Annotated in this window: 18 protein-coding genes; 15 read left to right on the top strand and 3 right to left on the bottom strand. The window is 55.4% G+C overall.

Features of this window, described 5'->3' with window-relative positions; translation table 11 throughout:
• Positions 1-49: 49 nt before the first annotated feature.
• Positions 50-109 carry a type I toxin-antitoxin system Ibs family toxin gene (locus ACG0Z5_RS21875; protein WP_108418456.1) on the top strand — a complete coding sequence of 20 codons (60 nt, stop codon included), beginning with the start codon at positions 50-52 and terminating at the stop codon, positions 107-109.
• A gap of 99 nt (positions 110-208) precedes the next feature.
• Here ACG0Z5_RS21875 and yegD read toward each other — a convergent pair whose 3' ends face one another.
• A complete protein-coding gene (gene yegD / locus ACG0Z5_RS21870; protein WP_394451143.1) occupies positions 209-1,561 on the bottom strand; it encodes a molecular chaperone in 1,353 nt (450 codons plus the stop codon).
• 135 nt (positions 1,562-1,696) lie between these two features.
• Between yegD and alkA the strand changes: the two genes are divergently transcribed.
• The gene (gene alkA, locus ACG0Z5_RS21865; RefSeq protein WP_394451141.1) at positions 1,697-2,557 is read left to right on the top strand and encodes a DNA-3-methyladenine glycosylase 2; all 861 of its coding nucleotides are present in this window, start codon (positions 1,697-1,699) and stop codon (positions 2,555-2,557) included.
• On the opposite strand, the gene ACG0Z5_RS21860 is transcribed toward alkA, so the two are convergent.
• On the bottom strand, positions 2,539-5,862 hold the full coding sequence (locus tag ACG0Z5_RS21860; protein ID WP_394451139.1) for a diguanylate cyclase: 3,324 nt from the start codon (positions 5,860-5,862) through the stop codon (positions 2,539-2,541). The two genes, alkA and ACG0Z5_RS21860, sit on opposite strands and share 19 nt — an antisense overlap.
• A gap of 343 nt (positions 5,863-6,205) precedes the next feature.
• On the opposite strand from ACG0Z5_RS21860, the gene udk reads away from it, so the two are divergent.
• From udk to asmA, 3 genes are all read left to right on the top strand, one after another.
• Positions 6,206-6,847, top strand: a complete 642-nt coding sequence (udk, locus tag ACG0Z5_RS21855) for a uridine kinase (protein WP_319628992.1) — start codon at positions 6,206-6,208, stop codon at positions 6,845-6,847.
• Between the two features lie 71 nt (positions 6,848-6,918).
• Complete coding sequence (gene dcd / locus ACG0Z5_RS21850; RefSeq protein ID WP_394451136.1) at positions 6,919-7,500, top strand: dCTP deaminase; 582 nt, start codon at positions 6,919-6,921, stop codon at positions 7,498-7,500.
• Positions 7,501-7,525: 25 nt separating this feature from the next.
• Entirely contained in the window at positions 7,526-9,373 is a 1,848-nt protein-coding gene (gene asmA, locus ACG0Z5_RS21845) for an outer membrane assembly protein AsmA (RefSeq protein ID WP_394451134.1), read from the top strand.
• 56 nt (positions 9,374-9,429) lie between these two features.
• On the opposite strand, the gene ACG0Z5_RS21840 is transcribed toward asmA, so the two are convergent.
• The gene (locus tag ACG0Z5_RS21840) at positions 9,430-11,010 is read right to left on the bottom strand and encodes a TerC family protein (protein WP_394451132.1); all 1,581 of its coding nucleotides are present in this window, start codon (positions 11,008-11,010) and stop codon (positions 9,430-9,432) included.
• Positions 11,011-11,651: 641 nt separating this feature from the next.
• Between ACG0Z5_RS21840 and ACG0Z5_RS21835 the strand changes: the two genes are divergently transcribed.
• The 10 genes from ACG0Z5_RS21835 to ACG0Z5_RS21790 all read left to right on the top strand — a co-directional run.
• Positions 11,652-12,785, top strand: a complete 1,134-nt coding sequence (locus ACG0Z5_RS21835; RefSeq protein WP_394451130.1) for a polysaccharide export protein — start codon at positions 11,652-11,654, stop codon at positions 12,783-12,785.
• Between the two features lie 5 nt (positions 12,786-12,790).
• A complete protein-coding gene (gene wzb / locus ACG0Z5_RS21830; protein ID WP_319628997.1) occupies positions 12,791-13,234 on the top strand; it encodes a low molecular weight protein-tyrosine-phosphatase Wzb in 444 nt (147 codons plus the stop codon).
• A gap of 2 nt (positions 13,235-13,236) precedes the next feature.
• On the top strand, positions 13,237-15,399 hold the full coding sequence (gene wzc / locus ACG0Z5_RS21825) for a tyrosine-protein kinase Wzc (RefSeq protein WP_394451127.1): 2,163 nt from the start codon (positions 13,237-13,239) through the stop codon (positions 15,397-15,399).
• A gap of 87 nt (positions 15,400-15,486) precedes the next feature.
• Positions 15,487-16,329, top strand: a complete 843-nt coding sequence (gene wcaA / locus ACG0Z5_RS21820) for a colanic acid biosynthesis glycosyltransferase WcaA (RefSeq protein WP_394451125.1) — start codon at positions 15,487-15,489, stop codon at positions 16,327-16,329.
• A gap of 2 nt (positions 16,330-16,331) precedes the next feature.
• Positions 16,332-16,820 (top strand): colanic acid biosynthesis acetyltransferase WcaB, encoded by a 489-nt coding sequence (gene wcaB / locus ACG0Z5_RS21815; protein WP_319629019.1) that lies wholly within the window; start codon positions 16,332-16,334, stop codon positions 16,818-16,820.
• Positions 16,817-18,034: a colanic acid biosynthesis glycosyltransferase WcaC gene (gene wcaC / locus ACG0Z5_RS21810; RefSeq protein ID WP_394451123.1), complete on the top strand. Its 1,218-nt coding sequence runs from the start codon at positions 16,817-16,819 to the stop codon at positions 18,032-18,034. The genes wcaB and wcaC overlap by 4 nt, the downstream gene beginning before the upstream one ends.
• Positions 18,009-19,229: a colanic acid polymerase WcaD gene (wcaD, locus tag ACG0Z5_RS21805; protein WP_394451121.1), complete on the top strand. Its 1,221-nt coding sequence runs from the start codon at positions 18,009-18,011 to the stop codon at positions 19,227-19,229. Before wcaC ends, wcaD begins: the two co-directional genes overlap by 26 nt.
• A gap of 14 nt (positions 19,230-19,243) precedes the next feature.
• Positions 19,244-19,987 (top strand): colanic acid biosynthesis glycosyltransferase WcaE, encoded by a 744-nt coding sequence (gene wcaE / locus ACG0Z5_RS21800; RefSeq protein WP_394451120.1) that lies wholly within the window; start codon positions 19,244-19,246, stop codon positions 19,985-19,987.
• Between the two features lie 18 nt (positions 19,988-20,005).
• A complete protein-coding gene (gene wcaF / locus ACG0Z5_RS21795) occupies positions 20,006-20,563 on the top strand; it encodes a colanic acid biosynthesis acetyltransferase WcaF (protein ID WP_394451118.1) in 558 nt (185 codons plus the stop codon).
• 16 nt (positions 20,564-20,579) lie between these two features.
• A partial coding sequence (locus ACG0Z5_RS21790; RefSeq protein WP_394451161.1) for a GDP-mannose 4,6-dehydratase occupies positions 20,580-20,676 on the top strand: 97 nt, incomplete at its 3' end.

Genomic DNA, 20,676 nt, shown 5'->3' with positions numbered 1-20,676 from the left:
TAACGGGAAAGCCCCTGCCGAAGCAGGGGCTTTGTATTGGGAAAGGGATATGATGAAGTTAGTCATCATACTGGTCATTCTCTTAGTGATTAGCCTACCAGCGTACTAAGAGACCAGAGGGGGGAGAAATCCTCCCTCGCCCTTCACCCTTACGGTAGGTCGAAAAAGCAGCTAAGTCAATGCTCGCTTTTTCGAGCCCGTTCGCAACTTAGGCAAAAATGACCTGAGCCCAGCGGGCCAGACCGGCGGTAACCGAACCAAAGTCATCGCCACCGGCAATCTCAATACCCGGTAGCTGCTGGGCCAGCGCTTTTTTGATCAGCGGCGAGCGGGCGCTACCGCCTGTCAGGTAGATAACGTCCGGCTTTTCACGACCGTTATCCAGCGCCAGCTGGACCTGCTCAAGAATGCGGGTTAACGGCTGATTAAGCGCGGTTTCCAGCCCCAGTTGATTGATGTCCGCCGCCAGCGTCGGGCTTAAGAACGGCAGGGCGGTGGTGATATCCGCTTTATCGGACAGCGCGATTTTGCTCTCTTCGGCGCTGCGCACCAGGCGGTAGCTCAGACGCTGCTGCCAGGTTTTCAGCAGCAGGCCGACTTTGTCCGAATCGCGGGCATCGCGCACCAGGTCACGCAGCATTCTGCCGTTGGCGGTGCTGTAAAAATCGGTTTGCGCCGGAACATCGTTGATGGCGACGGCGTTCCACCACGGCAGCACCGGCAGGGCGATGCCTTTTTCGGTTTCGCCGCCCATGCCCAACAGCGGCATCAGGCATTTGAACGCCAGGGCAATATCCAGATCGTTCCCGCCCACGCGACAGCCACTGTGCCCGAGCAGGCTGCTCTCACGGTCACGACGCGCACGCCATTGCGGGCCCATCAGCAGTAATGAGCAGTCGGTAGTCCCGCCGCCGATATCCACCACCAGGACGCGCTTTTCGGCGCTCAGCGTGGCTTCGAAATCCAGCCCCGCCGCCACCGGTTCATACTGGAACACCACGTCGGCGAAACCGGCGCGCTGTGCTGCACGCTCCAGAATGCCCTGGGCCTGTTCGTTGGCGTCATCGCCGCCGAGGCCCTGGAAGTTAATCGGACGGCCAATCACCGCCTGGGTGATGGTGTCGGTCAGTTGGGTTTGTGCCTGCTGCTTGATGTGCAGCATCATGGCGCACACCAGGTCTTCAAACAGCGCCACCTGCTGCGGCTTCAGCCCGCTGGCACCCAAAAACGACTTCGGCGATTTGACGAAGTACACTTCTTCAGGGTCGTCGATGTACTGTTTGAGTGACGCGAGACCAAACTGCACGCTTCCGGGCAGCACCTCGATATCTTCTTCGCGGTTATAGCGGATCGCCCGACGTAACAGCGCTTCGGTTTCATCCCCGGTGGCGGGCACGTCATGTTGACGATACAGCCACTCGCTGACCGATTCGCGCGTGGGGGCGCAGAGCATCGAAGGCAGCAGCGAACTGCCGTTTTCGAGCGTTAATAACTGCGGTGAATCACCGCGCATGACGGCCACTGAACAGTTCGCCGTACCATAGTCAAAACCAATAAACACCTTGCAAATTCCCCATGCCAGTGAAGAAAGGGCGACGACTTTAGCGGAATGTTACGCTGGCGACAACTGGAATATGAAAGCAAGGCACCAAACACCTTAAGCAGTTATGCTTGAGCGACTTACCGAGGAGGGATGATGTTTACGTTACCGTGGCAAGCGCCGTATGACTGGGCCTGGATGATGGGTTTTCTGGCGGCACGTACTGTTGAAGGCGTCGAACGCTTTGCAGGGCAAACCTATATCCGCAGTTTTGCCCTCGATGGTCATCAAGGCCTGATGCGCGTCACGCCGGACGAAGCCTCACAAACGCTGGTCATTACGCTGTCTGACGGCTTGTTGCCAGTGAAGGAGGCGTGTCTGCAACGCCTTGAACAGCTTTTCGATTTGCGCTGTGAGCCGCAGCAGATATCGGCGGCGCTGGGCGAACTGGCCGCCGCGCGACCGGGCCTGCGTCTGCCCGGCTGCGTAGATCCTTTTGAGCAGGGCGTGCGGGCGATCCTCGGTCAACTGGTGAGCGTGGCGATGGCAGCAAAGCTCACCAGCCGCGTGGCGAAGGCGTATGGCACGCCGCTGGAAGATGAACCCGGTTTCACCTGTTTCCCGACGCCGCAGCAACTGGCGCTGGCCTGTCCGCTGGCGCTGAAAGCGTTAGGTATGCCGGTCAGGCGCGCAGAGGCGTTGATTCATCTGGCGCAGGCGGCGATCTCCGGGGTGCTGCCGTTGACGCCGCCAGACAACATAGAGGCCGCAATGAAAGCCTTGCAAACTTTCCCCGGCATCGGCCGCTGGACGGCAAACTACTTCGCCCTGCGTGGCTGGCAGGCGAAAGACGTGTTCCTCCCGGACGACTATTTGATCAAACAGCGTTTTCCCGGCATGACCCCGGCGCAAATCCGCCGCTATGCGGAGCGCTGGCATCCCTGGCGTTCCTATGCCTTGTTGCACATCTGGTACAGCGACGCGTTTCAGCCTGCGGATCAGTTAATAGCGAAATAGCTGCTGTTAAGCACCAGTTCCAGCGGCTGGTTCGCCGCAATGGTATCGCCATAGATGAAATCGACCCCGATGCCGGAGAGGGTGTCCATGGTTAACGCCTGATGGGTCGGCCCGGCAATGGTCTTGAGCCCCAGGCGCTGCGCGTGGCCCTGCACGATGGTGACCATCATCTCGTCCATCAGGCTGGTATGAACGTTCCCGATGATGTCCGGATCCAGCATGATGTAATCCGCCATACCGGCCGACAGGTGTTCAAACAGTTCTAAATCCTGACCGACCTGGCTGATGATGATTTTGCAGCCCGCCTGGCGCAGTAGGTTCAGGCCGTCCTGAACCCCGGAGTGCATCAGGCTATCGGCGCTAAATACCAGATGCAGAAGTCGTGCGGGCATCCCGCTTTGCTGCAGCCCATCGAGAATGTCGTTTACCAAAACCGGCCCGGTCAGACCGGCCGCCGACAGCGGCAGGGTGACGCTTATCCCGCGGGCGGCAACCAAGTGCGCCCAGCGCTGGAAGAACTCCTGATAGATGCGTCGGTCGAGGGCGTGGACCAACTCCTGGTCTGCCAGCCCTCGGCGGAACGCCTGTTCTTCCACCATCTCACCTTCGCTGGTCCACAGGCGCAGCGACAGCAGCCAGAAGTTGCTGCTTTCTGGCACCCGTGGCGAGGCCACGCCGCGCGCCATCAGTAGCAGATGGTTGTCCCGCACCATGTTCCACTGTTCATCCAGAGACATCATGCTGCGCTGCTGATGCAGCCGGTCCAGCTGAGGCTCATACACGCTGACCATCCCGCGTCCGTTATTTTTCGAGGTGTAGCAGGCAACATCGGCCTGGGACATCACTTCCGAGGCCAGGGTGTTGTGCTCGTCAATCAGGGTGATCCCGGCGCTGGCCCCGATGCGGTGCAGGCGACCCTCCCACATAAAGTGATAATCATTAATGGCCTGAATGATGCGACCGGAAATATAGCGTGCGCTCTCGACGTTGCAGTCCGGCAGCAGCAGGCCAAATTCATCCCCGCCGAGGCGGGCCAGAATATCGCTGGTGCGCAGCATCCCGAGCATCATCGACGACAGCTCGCGCAGCAGCGCATCGCCCGCCGCGTGGCCTGCGGTGTCATTAACCGCCTTAAAGCGGTCGAGATCGATAAACACCAGGGCGTGACGCTGATGGGTTTCCTGCACGGTTTGCAGCAGGCGCTTGAGGTGATTCTCAAAGCTAACGCGGTTAGCGAGATGGGTCAGGGCATCGTGAGATGCGCTATAGCTCAGTTGGCGCAGCATCTTCCGGGATTCGGTCACATCCTGAATAACCAGCACCGAGCCGATGTTTTGCCCGTCGAGCGTGCTGAGCGGCGTAATGCTGTAATGGATATCATAACTGCCGCCTCGACGGCAGTGCAGCACCACGTCCTGTTCGATATCCGTCCGCGACATATCACCGCTGTGAATGTTTTCCATCAGCGGGCCGTTATCGCCAAAGGTGATGCGCAGCACGTTAAGCAGCGGCTGCTTCATCGCTTCGTCCTGATTCCAGCCACTCATTTTTTCGGCAACCGGATTCATAAAAATCACGTTCATATCGACGTCAGTACACAGCACCGCTTCCCCGATGGAATCCAGGGTAATGTGCAGGCGCTCTTTTTCCTGGAATAGCGCCTCGTTGAGCTGTTTCACCTCGGTCATATCCATATTGATGCCGAGCAGGCGCTCCACTTCGCCTTCTTTATTCAGCACCCGATTCGCCAGCGAGCGAATATGGCGAATGCCTTCTTTGACCTGGATACGGAATTCGAGTTTGAACGGCGCCCGGGCGCTGAGGGCGCTGCGGATAATGTGCTCCGCCTGCTCCCGGTCTTCTTCGACCAGACAGTTATGCCACAGTTGCCAGGTCGGCTTGAGGTGGGACGGGATCTCATACAGCTCAAACATGCGCTTATCCCAGGAGATAAGATCAGGCTCTAGCTCCCACTCCCAGATGCCAATCCCGCCCGCTTCGTTGGCGAGGGTAATGCGCTCCATCAGGCGCTTATTGACCCACTCGGTGTGTTTCAGGTCGTTAATGTCTTCAATCTGGGCAATGAAATAGAGCGGCGTCCCGTCGGCGTGGCGTACCAGCGACACCGCCAGCAGCGCCCAGACCACGTCACCTTTGCGCGTGTAGTAACGCTTTTCCATGGTGTAGGTGTTGATTTCGCCCCTGACCAACTGTTCGAGCTGCGCCAGGTCACTGTCGAGATCTTCCGGTAAGGTCAGTTGCTGGAAGGTCATGGCGCGCAGCTCGGTCTGGCTGTAGCCGAGGAATTTGCACAGGGCTTTGTTGGCCTGTAACCACTGGCCTTCGGTGCCCACCAGCGCCATGCCGATGGCGGAATACTCCATCGCATTGCGAAAGCGCTCTTCGCTCTCGGTAATGTGTTTGCGCTCCGCCCGGAAGGCGTACATCACCATAGTCATAATATTGGCGGGCAGCAGGATCATCAGGAACGGCAGCCACGGCACGTTGCTCATGGCGTAAATCTGCGGGGTGTGCAGGGTGACAGGGTGGCTCGCCATCATCAGCGAGACCATCATGATAGTGACAAGGAAAACGGTAAAGGCTTCCATGCGCGGCAGGCGCACCGCGCTCCACATTAGCAGGACGATTACGCAGGTAAACGGCCATGGCAGCCAGAGCATCGATATGGCGCTGAGTGCCAGGGTCACCGCCAGGGTGAGCAGGGTTTCCATCAGCATCCGCGGATTGCGATGGCGTAACAGATAGCGGCTCTTATACAGCAGGCCAAGCGGCACTAGCGCCAGGGCGCCAATAGACTCTGACAGCACCCACACCAGGAAGGTGTGGAGCGGCTGTTCGGCCGGGGCCAGCAGTAGTACCAGCACGCCGCCTACCAGCGGAGGGACCACCGCACTGGCCAGCGCCAGCCGCACCCAGTCGTGCAGGTTTTGCAGCGGGTTATAGCGCGGCAAAAATTTACGCAGCAGAATCGCGCCCAGCGCGGCTTCGGTGGCGTTAATTGCCGGATAAATCAGGTTCAGCGTACTCGGCGGGAACAGCACCCAGGATGCCAGCAGGCTGCCGAGCGTACAGGCGACGGCAATCGGGGGCCACATCTTCCCGGCGTGGCGATAAAACGCCACCATCATAATGGAGGTCGGGAACCACAGCGGCGCGAGAAAGGTGCCGAAACGCGTTAATTCCAGCGAGAAAAGCGTAAAAATGAACGTCAGCAGCCCGAGGCTAAACATGCGCAGGACGGGATGAGAGGGCGTAACGGGCACTTGCTGTTCAGATGTCTTCATTTACCGCTTTCCGCCAGGGCTTTCCGGCCGCGACTTTTCACGAGGAATTGGCCTGAATTCATTAGGATGATAAATGGGATCATGCTAGTACAAACAATTTACATTTCCTATGCCATCTGGTCATTATTTAACAGATTGCGAGATAAATTCAGGGTGCAGCGTGAAAACTGTCTAACACGTTGGAAAAGTGAACATATTAATTTGCGAATAGTCACTTTTTAGCCCTACAACGGTGAATGTTGTTTTCGACTGGTATCGACGGGCTGAAATCCCTATAATTGCCGCGTTTGGCGCTCCAGCGTCACCCTTCCTATCATCCAGGTTAATCAGGTCGCAAAAATATATGACTGATAAGTCTCATCAGTGCGTCATTATAGGCATCGCCGGCGCATCGGCTTCGGGTAAAAGTCTCATCTCCAGTACCCTTTACCGCGAATTACGTGAACAAGTTGGCGATGAACACATTGGTGTGATCCCTGAAGACAGCTATTACAAAGACCAGAGCCATCTGTCGATGGAAGACCGGGTTAAAACCAACTATGACCATCCGAGCGCGATGGATCACAGCCTGCTGTTTCAGCATTTGCAGATGCTCAAGCGTGGCGAGGCGATCGAACTGCCGGTGTACAGCTATGTCGAACATACCCGTATGCCGCAAACGGTGCATGTGAAGCCAAAGAAAGTCATCATCCTCGAGGGGATTTTGCTGCTGACTGATGCCCGTCTGCGTGAAGAGATGAACTTCTCTATTTTCGTCGATACCCCGCTGGATATCTGCCTGATGCGCCGCATCAAGCGTGATGTTAACGAGCGTGGCCGTTCAATGGACTCCGTGATGGCGCAATACCAGAAAACGGTTCGCCCAATGTTCCTGCAGTTTATTGAGCCGTCCAAACAGTACGCCGACATTATCGTGCCGCGTGGCGGGAAAAACCGCATCGCCATTGATATTCTGAAGGCCAAAATTAGTCAGTTTTTTGAATAATTCCCCTGAATTATGTACTGTGCATAATGACCCGGTAGACGCCGGGCATACTGCATTAAAGGAGATAACGCATGCGTCTGTGTGACCGAGATATTGAAGCCTGGCTGGATGAAGGCCGTCTTGCGATTACCCCGCGACCGCCGATGGAACGCATTAATGGTGCGACGGTGGACGTTCGCCTCGGCAATAAATTCCGTACGTTTAGCGGACACACGGCAGCGTTTATCGACCTGAGCGGGCCGAAAGCTGAGGTCAGCGCCGCGCTTGACCGCGTGATGAGTGAAGAAATCGTGCTGGCCGAAGGCGAAGCATTCTATCTGCACCCGGGCGAACTGGCGCTGGCCGTGACCCTGGAATCCGTGACCCTGCCTGCGGATTTAGTGGGCTGGCTTGACGGACGCTCTTCTCTGGCGCGACTGGGCCTGATGGTTCACGTGACCGCACATCGCATCGATCCCGGCTGGTCCGGCTGCATCGTGCTTGAATTCTACAACTCGGGCAAACTGCCGCTGGCACTGCGCCCGGGAATGCTTATCGGTGCCCTGAGCTTCGAACCGCTTTCTGGCCCGGCTGCACGGCCCTACAACCGCCGCGAAGACGCGAAGTATCGCGATCAGCAGGGTGCGGTTGCCAGTCGTATCGATAAAGACTGAGCGTGACTGAGACGTCGGAGACATCATGAGACGAATTCTGACAACGCTGATGATTTTGCTGGTGGTGATCGTCGCCGGCCTGTCGGCGCTGGTGCTGCTGGTTAATCCGAACGACTTCCGCGACTACCTGGTGCGCCAGGTGGCGGAGCGCAGCGGGTATCAACTTCAACTGGACGGCCCGCTGCGCTGGCACGTCTGGCCGCAGCTCAGTATTCTTTCCGGCAGAATGACCCTGACCGAACCGGGGGCTGCCGCGCCGTTGGTGAAAGCCGACAACATGCGTCTCGATGTGGCGCTGATGCCGCTGCTGTCGCATCAGCTGCAGGTCAATCAGGTAATGCTCAAAGGAGCAGTGATTGAGCTGACGCCGAAGACTGAAGCGGTGAAGGGCAAAGATGTTCCGGTCCCACCGCGCGAAAATACCTTGCCTCAGGCTCCGGAAGACAAAGGCTGGTCCTTTGATATCGCCAAACTGCAGGTCGACGACAGCGTGCTGGTGTTCCAGCATGAAGGCGACGATCAAATCACGATTCGTGATATTAAACTGCAAATGGAGCAGGACAACCATTACCTCGCCAGCGTTGATTTCTCCGGTCGCGTCAACCGCGATCAGCGTGACCTGAACCTCTCCTTCAGCGCGCAGATTAACGCGGGCGATTATCCTCATTCACTGACCGCCACCTTTAGCCAGCTCAACTGGCAGCTGCAGGGGGCCGATCTGCCGCCGCAGGGCATCGGCGGGCAGGCCTCATTGCAGGCTGAATGGCAGGAAGATCATAAGCGCCTGAGCTTTAGCCAGCTGCAGCTGACGGCGAATGACAGCTCGCTTGGCGGCGACGGCCACGTGGTGCTGGCAGACAAACCGGAGTGGACGCTGAACCTGCACGCGGACAAGCTCAATTTCGATAACCTGCTTTCTCAGGCCAATCCATCGGCAAACGCCAGCGTCAATCAGCAAGGACAAAGCCAGTCTCGCCAGCAGCGTCCGGTGATCGCCGAGAACATGAGTACCCCGGACTACAGCAGTCTGCGCGGCTTCCGGGCGGGCATTGCGCTCAATGCCAAACAAGTTTTGTGGCGCGGCATGAATTACAGCGATGTTAACGTGCAGGCTAACAATGATTTCGGCCAGCTTACTATCGCCGAACTGCAGGGCAAAATCGACGGCGGCACCCTGTCGCTGCCGGGCAGCGTTGATGCCCGCCACGATACGCCGGTCTCAACCTTCCAGCCGAAGATCGACAATATCCAAATCGCGACCCTATTGAAGGCCTTTGATTACCCTATCAACCTCACCGGTAAGCTGTCGCTCGACGGCGAGTTCAGCGGCGGCAAAATTGATGCGGACAGCTTCCGTCGCAGCTGGCAGGGCCAGGCCAAAGTCTCGCTGCTGGATTCCCGTGCCGAAGGGCTGAACTTCCAGCAGCTGGTGCAGCAGGCGGTCGAACGCAGTACCCATGTGACAGCCAAAGAAAATCTGGAAAGCGCCACCCGTCTGGATGAATTCTCCAGCAATCTGGAATTAGACAACGGCGTAATGACGCTCGACGAAATGACCGGTAAATCGTCCTTACTGGCGCTGGACGGCAAGGGCACGCTGGATCTGGTCAAAGAAGAGGGCGACATGCGCTTCAATGTGCGCGTGGTGGACGGCTGGGAGGGCGAAAGCAAGCTGGTAGAAACCCTGAAGAAAACGGCGATCCCGTTGCGCGTCTACGGTAAATGGACCGCGCTCAACTACAGTTTGCACGTGGATCAGGTGCTGCGTAAGCAATTGCAAAGCGAAGCCCGTGACCGTCTCAAAGCCTGGGCTGACAAAAACCAGGATAGCCAGTCGGGCAAAGACCTTAAAAAATTGTTAGACAAACTCTAATTCAGTCATAGAGAAAAGGCCCGGCATTGCTGTCGGGCCTTTTTTGTTGAACCGTCTCAAACTTGGTAATCGAGTTCCGGGCGCGCGGGCGGGAATATCTGCACCCGCTGTACGCGGTGATTTTCCACCTGTAACGTTTTCAGGGTAAATCCGTCGATGTCGACGGTTTCGCCCGCGGTCGGTACGCGCTGCAAATGTTCCATCAGCAGCCCGGCGATGGTGTGATACTCGCGCTTTTCATCCAGCGGCATCGGCACAAACTGCACCAGATCTTCCAGCGGCATATGACCGTTCGCGGTCCAGCTACCGTCGGCATTTTTCTGGATGTCGTGGCGGGCATCAATCTCCTGCACCTCATTGGGCAGGTTCCCGGCGATGGTTTCCATCACGTCGCTGAGCGTCACAATCCCTTCCACTGAACCGAATTCATCGACCACAAACGCAAAGTGGGTGCGGGCGTTACGGAACTGCTCCAGCGCAGGCAATAGCGGCAGCGTCTCCGGGAACACCAGCGGCTGGCGCACCAGCGCGCGTAAATCCAGCGGTTCACCGTGCAGCGACTGGTTCAGCAGGTCAATCACGTGTACCACGCCCAACAGTTCCTCATCGCTATCGCCCCCGGTGACCACCAGACGGGTATGCTGGTTCTTGTCCAGCAGGGCGCGGATCTCCGCTTCCGGAGCGCTAAGGTCGATATGTTCGATATCGTGGCGCGAAGTCATGATGCTGCTGACGCTGCGCTGATTGAGATTCAGCACCCGCTCGATCATACGTCGTTCCTGCGGGTCGAAAACCGGCTCATCCTTATGGTCTGCAATTAAAGATGCGGTCTGCGCATCCAGCTCGGCGTCTTCTTTCTGTCCGCTGAGCAGGCGCATCACCGCCTCGGTGGTACGGCTGCGCAGGCTCTGGTTGGCCGACAGAAAACGGCGGCGGTTAAAGTTCGCCAGCTGGTTCAGGGCCTCGATCATCACCGAGAAGCCAATTGCGGCGTACAGATACCCTTTCGGGATGTAGAAGCCAAAGCCTTCTGCCACCAGGCTAAAACCAATCATCAGCAGGAAGCTCAGACACAATATGACGATGGTCGGGTGATTATTCACGAAGCGGGTCAGCGCCTTGCTGGCGAACAGCATCATGCTGATGGCGATCACCACTGCCGCCATCATGACCAGCAGATGGTCGACCATGCCGACGGCGGTGATCACCGAGTCGAGGGAGAACACCGCATCGAGCACCACAATTTGCGCCACCACCGCCCAGAATTTTGCCCCGCGCCGCTGCGTCGGGCCGTCGTTATCTTTCCCTTCCAGCCGCTCGTTCAGTTCAACCGTGGCTTTAAATAACAGGAATAACCCGCCGCCGAGCATGATTAAATCGCGCGCGCTGAAGCTCAAATCCCGCACGGTAAACAGCGGACGGGTGAGGGTGACCAGCCACGAGATGGACGCCAGCAACAGCAGGCGCATCACCATTGCCAGCACCAGCCCGGTAATACGAGCCCGGTTACGTTCTGAGGGCGGCAGCTTTTCCGCGAGGATCGCGATAAACACCAGATTATCAATCCCGAGCACTAGCTCGATGACGACCAGGGTGATAAGCCCTGCCCAGATTGAGGGATCGGCAATCCATTCCATACGTTGTTCAAACCCTTCTGTAACGTTGACTCAAATTCTATTATACCCTGAGTTTAATCTTAAATAATTGGCGTTGCATGGAAATTATATATCCCTATAGTTTACGTTATTAATTATTTTATTTCCTTATAACCTCCGCTATATCCCGTATCCGGCGCTACTGCTGTCAATGTCAATATAAAGATAATCCTAAAAGCTGAAGCCGATTCTTAATATTTATCCTAAAAGCAACGCCGATAGGAGTTGTTACCTTGTCGAATATTGTCATTGCTGTAACAATCGAATCGTTAAATGAATATTAGGGATCGCCGATGGGATTATTACCAGCGGAGAAACCAATCATTTGATGTTTTATACACACTCTCTCTGTCCCGACCAGCGCCTCGTGCCGGGATGGCTCATAACATAATGATTAAACAGTGGATTGGTAACTGAAAGCCAAGGGCGGTAGCGTGCCCGCTGGCCGCTAATTCAAACTGGATTATTCTGTCAACTGTTAGCGAGCGGATAAAGTTTTTTTAGGAATGATGCCAGTTATATTTCGTTTCGGTTAACGGCATTCTCAATGTAAATGACCTGAATGAAATCTGGTTTGTTTTATTCGCACAGGATAATTTCTCTGCCAAAGTGATAAATAATCAATGATGAAATCCCAACTGAAATTGATGCCATTATTGGTGTCTGCAATCCTGATGAGCGGTTGCACGGTCCTGCCCGGCAGCAATATGTCGACCTTCGGAAAAGATGTGGTTAAGCAGCAAGACGCTGATTTTGACATCGACCGGATGGTGAATGTTTATCCGCTGACCCCGCGACTGATTGAACAACTGCGTCCACGTCCGAACGTCGCGCAGCCCAACATGTCGCTGGATCAGGAGTTAAGCAATTATCAGTATCGCGTGGGCGCGGGTGACGTGCTCAGCGTCACCGTCTGGGACCACCCGGAGTTAACCACTCCCGCGGGTCAGTATCGTAGCTCCAGCGATACCGGTAACTGGGTTCAGCCCGACGGCTCGATTTTCTATCCCTACATTGGCCGCGTGCAGGTCGTGGGTAAAACCCTGGCAGAAATCCGCGACATGATAACCGGGCGTCTCGCCACCTACATCACCGACCCGCAGGTTGACGTGAACGTGGCGGCCTTCCGCTCTCAAAAAGCCTACGTCTCCGGCCAGGTGAACAAATCAGGTCAGCAGGCCATTACCAACGTGCCGCTGACCGTGCTTGACGCCATCAACGCCGCAGGCGGGATGACGGACCTGGCAGACTGGCGCAACGTGGTGCTGACCCATAACGGCAAAGAGCAACGCATTTCCCTGCAGGCGCTGATGCAAAACGGCGATCTGAGCCAGAACCGCCTGCTGTATCCGGGCGATATCCTGTTCGTACCGCGCAACGATGATCTGAAAGTCTTCGTGATGGGCGAAGTGAAGAAACAGAGCACCCTCAAAATGGACTTCAGCGGTATGACGCTGACCGAAGCGCTGGGCCAGGCAGAAGGTCTGGACATGACGGCCTCCAACGCCAGCGGCATCTTCGTTATCCGTCCGCTGAAAGACGACAAAAACGGCAAAATTGCCAACGTCTATCAGCTCGATATGTCCGACGCGACCTCACTGGTCATGGCGACCAACTTCACGCTGCAACCGTATGACGTGGTGTACGTCACGACCGCACCGGTCACGCGTTGGAACCGTCTGATCAACCAATTGCTGCCGACCATCAGTGGCGTTCGCTACATGACGGATGCGGCGAAAGATATCCATACCTGGTAACCATTATGTTCAACAAAATTCTGGTGGTATGCGTCGGCAATATCTGCCGTTCTCCGACGGGGGAGCGGCTGCTGAAAAATTATCTTCCGTCGCTGCACGTGGACTCGGCAGGTCTTGGGGCGCTGGTGGGCAAAGGGGCAGACGACAGCGCCGCAAGCGTGGCTGCCATTCACAACATTTCCCTGGACGGGCACTGCGCCCGTCAAATCTCCGGAAAGATGTGCCGCGAATACGATCTCATTCTGACCATGGAAAAACGCCACATTGCCCGTCTGTGCGAAATCGCACCGGAAATGCGCGGCAAAGTGATGCTGTTTGGTCACTGGGATGATGAGCGCGAGATCCCCGATCCTTATCGCAAGAGTCGCGACGCTTTTGAAGCGGTTTACCACTTACTCGATCAGTCTGCCCGTCAGTGGGCGCAGGCACTGAAAGTACAGCAGGGATAACAATGACAGATAACGTAAAACAGTCGCTCCCACACGCGTCGGGCGGTGATGAAATCGATATTGGCCGCCTGGTCGGCACCGTGGTTGAGGCAAAATGGTGGGTGCTCGGCATTACCGCTGTATTCGCTGTGGCCGCGGTGGTGTACACCCTTTTTGCGACCCCTATCTACAGCGCCGATGCGCTGGTGCAGATTGAGCAAAACACCAGCAGCTCTCTGGTGCAGGATTTAAATTCGGCGCTGAACAGCAAGCCGCCCGCGTCTGACGCGGAAATTCAGCTGATCCAGTCCCGTATGGTGCTCGGCAAAACCGTTGATGACCTGAATCTGGACATCGCGGTGACCAAAAATACGATGCCGATTTTTGGTGACGGTTGGGAACGCCTGATGGGCCGTGCCAATGAGAGCGTCAACGTGGATACCTTCACGCTGCCAGCGGGTATGCGCGAGCAGGTGTTTACCCTCGAAGTGCTCGGGCCTAACCGCTATCAGCTCACCAGCGACGGTGGCTTCAGTGCGCGCGGCGTTGTTGGGCAGCCGCTGAACAAATCCGGCGTCACGCTGTTAGTTAGCGCCATCCATGCGCAGGCCGGGGGCGAATTTACCGTCACCAAATACTCAACGCTGGGGATGGTCAAAAACCTGCAAAACAACCTGACGGTCACCGAAAACGGTAAAGACACCGGGGTGCTGAGCCTGACGTTCACTGGCGAAGACAAAGATCAGATCCGCCTCATCCTCAACAGCATCGCTGAAAACTATTTGGCGCAAAATATTGAGCGCAAATCGGAAGAAGCCTCCCGCAGCCTGCGTTTCCTCGCCAAACAACTCCCGGAAGTGCGGACCCGTCTGGACGATGCGGAGAACAAACTCAACGCTTATCGCCAGCAGAAAGACTCGGTGGATATGTCGCTGGAAGCGAAATCGGTGCTCGATTCGGTGGTCAACATTGATGCCCAGCTTAACCAGCTGACCTTCAGCGAAGCGGAGATTTCGAAGCTCTACACCAAACGTCACCCGGCATACCGGACGCTGTTGGAAAAACGCAAAACGCTGGAAGAAGAGAAGGCTAACCTCAACAAACGCATCACCGCGATGCCGGAAACCCAGCAGGAAATCGTGCGTCTGACGCGTGATGTGGAATCCGGGCAGCAGGTTTACATGCAGCTGCTGAACAAACAGCAGGAGTTGAAAATTCAGGAAGCGAGCACCGTCGGCGACGTGCGCATCGTGGACTCCGCCATCACCCAGCCTGGCATCCTGAAGCCGAAAAAAGCGCTGATTGTGTTTGGCGGCATCATCCTCGGCTTGATGCTCTCTATTCTGGGCGTGCTGCTGCGTTCGCTGTTCAACCGTGGGATTGAAAGCCCGCAGGTGCTGGAAGACAACGGCATCAACGTGTATGCCAGCATTCCGCTGTCTGAATGGCAGAAGAAACGCGACCATGTGAAAACCATCAAGGGCGTCAAACGCTATAAGCAGAGCCAGCTGTTGGCGGTGGGCAATCCGACGGATCTGGCCATTGAAGCGGTGCGTAGTCTGCGAACCAGCCTGCACTTCGCCATGATGCAGGCCAGCAACAATGTGCTGATGCTGACCGGGGTCAGCCCGTCAATCGGCAAAACCTTTGTCTGTGCCAACCTGGCGGCGGTGATCAGCCAAACCGGCAAGCGCGTATTGCTTATCGACTGTGATATGCGTAAGGGCTACACCCATGAACTGCTCGGCACCACCAACGATAACGGTCTGTCGGAAGTGCTGGTTGGCAAAAGTGAGATTGCGAGCTGTGCGAAGCGCACGTCAATTACCAACTTCGACCTGGTGACGCGCGGGCAGGTGCCGCCGAACCCTTCCGAACTGCTGATGAGCGACCGCTTTGCTGAACTGGTGAAATGGGCCAGCAGCCAGTACGACCTGGTGCTTATCGATACCCCGCCAATTCTGGCGGTGACCGATGCCGGGATCGTCGGTCGCCATGCGGGCACCACGCTGATGGTGGCACGCTACGCGGTCAACACCCTGAAAGAAGTGGAAACCAGCCTCAGTCGCTTCGAGCAAAACGGTATTCACGTTAAAGGGGTCATCCTCAACTCTATCTTCCGTCGGGCCACCGGTTATCAGGACTACGGCTACTACGAGTACGAATACAAATCCGACAGTAAATAATACACCTGACCCCTCACCCTAACCCTCTCCCCACAGGGGAGAGGGGACTGTGTTGTGCGGTCGTTCATCGCCATTTGGGGAATAAAAATGACCATACAAAACCCTCTGATCTCGATTTACATGCCAACCTGGAACCGGCAGCAGCTGGCCATTCGCGCCATCAAATCGGTGCTGCGCCAGGATTATCCTCACTGGGAAATGATTATCGTCGACGACTGTTCCTCCTCCTTTGAACAGTTGCAGCAGTATGTCGACGGGCTGAATGACGCCCGCGTGCGTTATACCCGCAACGACTTCAACTCCGGGGCGTGCGCGGTACGCAATCAGGCGATTTTGCAGGCCAAAGGCCAGTTCATCACCGGCATCGACGATGACGATGAATGGACGCCGAACCGTCTGTCGGTATTCCTCGAGCACAAGCACCAGCTCACATCGCACGCGTTTCTGTATGCCAATGACTACGTCTGCGAAGGCGAAGTCTATTCCCAGCCCGCGAGCCTGCCGCTGTACCCGAAATCACCGTTCTCGCGCAAGCTGTTCTTCAAGCGCAACATCATTGGTAATCAGGTCTTTAGCTGGGCGTGGCGCTTCAAAGAGTGCCTGTTCGATACCGAGCTGAAGGCGGCACAGGATTACGACATTTTCCTGCGGATGGTCACCGAATACGGCGAGCCGTGGAAGGTGGAAGAAGCGACACAAATACTGCACATCAACCACGGTGAAATGCAGATTACGTCGTCGCCGAAAAAATTCTCCGGCTATTTCCACTTCTACCGTAAGCACAAAGACAAATTTGACCGCGCGAGTAAAAAGTACCAGCTGTTCACGCTGTACCAGATCCGCAACAAGCGCATGACCTGGCGCACGTTACTGACCCTGCTGTCGGTGCGTAACGGCAAACGTCTGGCCGATGGCCTGCGGGGGAAATAATGCTGCTCGAAGATTTACGCGCTAACAGCTGGAGCCTGCGTCCGTGCTGCATGGTGATGGCCTATCGCATCGCCCATTTCTGCTCGGTATGGCGTAAGAAAAGCGTCATTAACAACCTGTGGGCCGCCCCGGTGTTGCTGATGTACCGCTTTATCACCGAATGTCTGTTTGGCTATGAAATTCAGGCCGCAGCCACCATTGGTCGTCGCTTCACCATCCATCACGGTTATGCCGTGGTCATCAATAAATTCGTGGTGGCGGGGGATGATTTCACCATTCGCCACGGCGTCACCATTGGGAACCGCGGCCCGGACAGCCTGGCCTGCCCGGTGATTGGCAACGGCGTTGAGCTCGGGGCGAACGTGGTGATGATTGGCGAGATAACCATTGGCAATAACGTCACTGTCGGCGCGGGCAGCGTAGTACTGGACAGCGTACCGGATAACGCGCTGGTGGTGGGTGAAAAAGCGCGAGTAAAGGTCATTAAATGAATATTCTGCAATTTAACGTCCGTCTCGCAGAAGGCGGGGCGGCAGGCGTGGCGCTGGATTTACACCAGCGCGCGCTGCAACAGGGCATGGCATCGCATTTTGTCTACGGTTACGGCAAGGGCGGCAAGAAAAGCGTCAGCCATGACGACTACCCGAACGTCATCAAACACACCTCGCGTGTGACCTCGATGGCCAACCTGGCGCTGTTCCGTCTGTTCAATCGTGATGTGTTCGGCAATCTGAACAATCTCTACCGCACCGTGACCCGCACGGCCGGGCCGGTGGTGCTGCATTTTCACGTGCTGCACAGCTACTGGCTGAATCTGGAAGAGGTGGTGGATTTTTGCCACAAGCTGAAAGCGCACAAGGGCGACGTGAATTTCGTCTGGACGCTGCATGACCACTGGAGCGTAACCGGACGTTGTGCGTTTCTCGACGGTTGCGACGCGTGGAAAAGTGGCTGCGGCAAATGCCCGACGCTGACCAACTATCCGCCGGTTAAAATTGACCGCGCGAGCCAGTTAGTCAACGGTAAGCGCCAGCTGTTCCGCGAAATGATTGCCCTGGGCTGCCAGTTTATCTCGCCGAGCCAGCACGTAGCCGACGCCTTTAATCGTCTGTACGGGGAAGGGCACTGCCAGATTATTAACAACGGTATTGATGTGGCGACCGAAGCCATTCTGGCAGAACTGCAGCCGATGAGTGTCACCGGCAGTAAGCCGAAAATCGCGGTGGTGGCGCATGATTTACGCTACGACGGCAAAACTAATCAACAGCTGGTGCGCGACATCATCGCCCTCGGCGATGCGGTGGAAGTTCACACCTTCGGCAAGTTCTCCCCGTTCGACGGGAGCAACGTTATCAACCACGGCTTCCTGACCAACAAGCGCCAGCTGATGAGCGAACTCAATCAACTGGATGCGCTGCTGTTCAGCTCGCGGGTCGATAACTATCCGCTGATCCTGTGCGAAGCGCTGTCCATCGGCGTGCCGGTGATCGCCACCCCAAGCGAGGCGGCGCAGGAAGTGCTGGCGAAATCCGGCGGTCGCACCGTCAGCGCCGGGGAAGTGTTGCAGCTGGTACAGCTGCCGAAAGCGCAGATTGCGGAGGCCATTTTCGGCACCACGCTTGACGCGTTCCGCACCCGCAGCCGTGAGGCCTACAGCGGACAACAGATGCTGGAGGAATATGTCTCGTTCTATCAGAATCTGTAGCTATCTGCTGCTGCCGTTAATCTACCTGCTGGTTAACGTCAAAATCGCCCAGCTCGGCGAAAGCTTCCCAATCACCATTGTCACCTTCCTGCCGGTACTGCTTTTGTTATACGTCGAGCGCATCAGCCTGAAAAAGCTGATGATTGCGCTGGGTGCCGGGGCAGGGCTGACGCTGTTCAACTACATCTTTGGTCAGTCGCTGGATGCCAGCAAATACGTCACCTCGACGATGCTGTTTATCTACATCGTCATCATCATCGGCATGGTGTGGAGTATTCGCTTTAAAACCATTTCCCCGCACAACTACCGCAAAATCCTGCGCTTCTTTTATGTGGTGGTTGGGCTGATAGTGATGCTGGCGGCGCTGGAGATGGCTCAGATTATCCTCAGCGGTGGCAGCAGCCTGATGGAGATAATTTCGAAATATCTTATTTACAGTAACAGCTATGTTCTGAACTTTATCAAGTTCGGCGGCAAGCGAACCACTGCCCTTTATTTCGAACCGGCGTTCTTCGCTCTGGCATTAATCTCAATTTGGCTCAGCATCAAACAGTTCGGTATCAAAACACCTAAGACCGATGCTATGATTCTGGCAGGGATAGTTCTCTCAGGATCGTTTTCCGGGGTAATGACGTTTATCCTGTTTTATTTACTGGAGTGGGCCTTCCAGTATCTGAATAAGGAAGCGATCAGTAAAAAATTGCCACTGGCGATTATCTCGCTGGCGGTCTTTTTAGTCGGTTTAGTATTTGCATTTCCGTATATATCTGAGCGCCTCGGCGACCTCGGCACGGAAGGCTCGTCCTCGTATTACCGAATTATCGGCCCACTGGTGATGGTCGGTTATTCTCTGACCCATATTGATGGGGTAGTACGTTTCGGATCGCTTTACGAATATGTTGCATCATTCGGAATCTTTAACGGTGCGGATGTCGGTAAAACCATAGACAATGGTCTGTATCTGCTAATCATTTATTTTTCATGGTTCGCCGTTTTCCTGACAGCCTGGTATATGTCGAAAGTCGGAAAAATGATGATTAGCGCGTTTGGTAATAACCAAAACTTTCGCGTTCAGCTGTTTTTGTTCTTTCCGGTGTCACTGTTTTTTACCGGTTCGATTTTCAGCCCGGAATATGCGTTTTTAATTGTGTGTCCATTTATTCTGCGTAAAGCGCTGAAACTGACGGACAGCTAATAAGGAGTCGAAAAATGTTGCTGAGCGTGATTACCGTTGCATTTCGAAATTATGAAGGCGTGGTGAAAACCTGGGCGTCATTGGCTCATCTGGCGCGCGATCCGGGCATTCAATTTGAGTGGATAGTGGTTGACGGCGGCTCTGCTGATGGCACAGCCGAATTTCTGCAAAACCTCAACGGTGAGTACAACTTACGTTACCTCAGCGAGAAGGACAAAGGCATCTATGATGCCATGAATAAAGGCATTGAGATGTCACGCGGGAAGTTTGCCATCTTCCTTAACTCAGGCGACATCTTCCACGAAGATATCGCCCAGTGCGTGCGACAGCTCAACGGCCTGAATGATGACGCGATGGTGATTGGCGATGCGATGCTGGACTTTGGTGACGGACATAAAATCCGCCGCAGCGCGAAGCCAGGTTGGTATATTTATCACAGCCTGCCGGCCAGCCATCAGGCTATTTTCTTCCCGTTAACGGGGCTGCAGCGTTATCCGTACGATCTGCAATATCGCGTATCTTCCGATTACGCCCTGGCGGCAAAAATGTATAAAGAAGGTTATGCCTTCAAACGTATTAAAGGTCTGGTATCTGAATTTTCAATGGGCGGGGTGTCAACCTCGAATAATCTGGAATTATGCCGGGATGCTAAAAATGTGCAGCGTCAGATATTACGGATGCCAGGTTTTTTAGCGGAAATTTCTCTGCGGTTACGTTTACGCACCACTGGCAAGACCAAAGCCTTATATAACAAATAGTCAATATAAGGAATAACGATGCAAGATTTAAGCGGGTTCTCGGTGCCAAAAGGCTTCCGGGGCGCGGGCGGCATTAAAGTGCAATTGTGGTGGGCGGTGCAGGCGACATTATTTGCCTGGTCGCCGCAGGTTCTCTACCGCTGGCGCGCTTTTTTATTACGCCTGTTTGGCGCAAAAATAGGAAAAAACGTAGTGATTCGCCCCTCGGTAAAAATTACCTATCCGTGGAAATTAAGCCTCGGCGATAACGCGTGGGTGGGCGATGACGCGGTGTTATATACCCTTGGCGACATTACCATCGGTGCCAATTCGGTGGTGTCGCAGAAATGTTATTTGTGTACCGGCAGTCACGATTATATGAGCGCGCATTTTGATATTAACGCGACGCCGATTGTGATTGGCGAGAAATGCTGGCTGGCAACGGATGTGTTTGTAGCACCGGGCGTCACGATTGGTGATGGCACCGTCGTTGGCGCGCGCAGCAGCGTATTTAAATCGCTCGCGGCAAATCAGATTTGCCGGGGCAACCCCGCAGTGGTGACGCGCGAACGCGTTGAAACTATTAACTCCCTGTAAGTAGAGGAATATAAACATGTCAAAAGTCGCACTCATCACCGGCGTTACCGGGCAGGATGGTTCTTATCTGGCAGAATTACTGCTGGAAAAAGGGTATGAAGTTCACGGTATTA

It is taken from the genome of Scandinavium sp. M-37, from assembly GCF_043558715.1.
GTDB lineage: Bacteria > Pseudomonadota > Gammaproteobacteria > Enterobacterales > Enterobacteriaceae > Scandinavium > Scandinavium vulneris_A.
This window is presented reverse-complemented; position numbering and strand designations above follow the sequence as displayed.

Bases quoted from the DNA above. Each gene is read 5' to 3' on its own strand.
- udk (WP_319628992.1), top strand. From the start codon at position 6,206: ATGACTGATAAGTCTCATCAGTGCGTCATTATAGGCATCGCCGGCGCA.
- asmA (WP_394451134.1), top strand. From the start codon at position 7,526: ATGAGACGAATTCTGACAACGCTGATGATTTTGCTGGTGGTGATCGTC.
- wcaF (WP_394451118.1), top strand. From the start codon at position 20,006: ATGCAAGATTTAAGCGGGTTCTCGGTGCCAAAAGGCTTCCGGGGCGCG.
- wcaA (WP_394451125.1), top strand. From the start codon at position 15,487: ATGACCATACAAAACCCTCTGATCTCGATTTACATGCCAACCTGGAAC.
- dcd (WP_394451136.1), top strand. From the start codon at position 6,919: ATGCGTCTGTGTGACCGAGATATTGAAGCCTGGCTGGATGAAGGCCGT.
- ACG0Z5_RS21860 (WP_394451139.1), bottom strand. From the start codon at position 5,862: ATGAAGACATCTGAACAGCAAGTGCCCGTTACGCCCTCTCATCCCGTC.
- wzb (WP_319628997.1), top strand. From the start codon at position 12,791: ATGTTCAACAAAATTCTGGTGGTATGCGTCGGCAATATCTGCCGTTCT.
- wcaC (WP_394451123.1), top strand. From the start codon at position 16,817: ATGAATATTCTGCAATTTAACGTCCGTCTCGCAGAAGGCGGGGCGGCA.
- alkA (WP_394451141.1), top strand. From the start codon at position 1,697: ATGTTTACGTTACCGTGGCAAGCGCCGTATGACTGGGCCTGGATGATG.
- wzc (WP_394451127.1), top strand. From the start codon at position 13,237: ATGACAGATAACGTAAAACAGTCGCTCCCACACGCGTCGGGCGGTGAT.
- wcaD (WP_394451121.1), top strand. From the start codon at position 18,009: ATGTCTCGTTCTATCAGAATCTGTAGCTATCTGCTGCTGCCGTTAATC.
- ACG0Z5_RS21840 (WP_394451132.1), bottom strand. From the start codon at position 11,010: ATGGAATGGATTGCCGATCCCTCAATCTGGGCAGGGCTTATCACCCTG.
- wcaE (WP_394451120.1), top strand. From the start codon at position 19,244: ATGTTGCTGAGCGTGATTACCGTTGCATTTCGAAATTATGAAGGCGTG.
- ACG0Z5_RS21835 (WP_394451130.1), top strand. From the start codon at position 11,652: ATGATGAAATCCCAACTGAAATTGATGCCATTATTGGTGTCTGCAATC.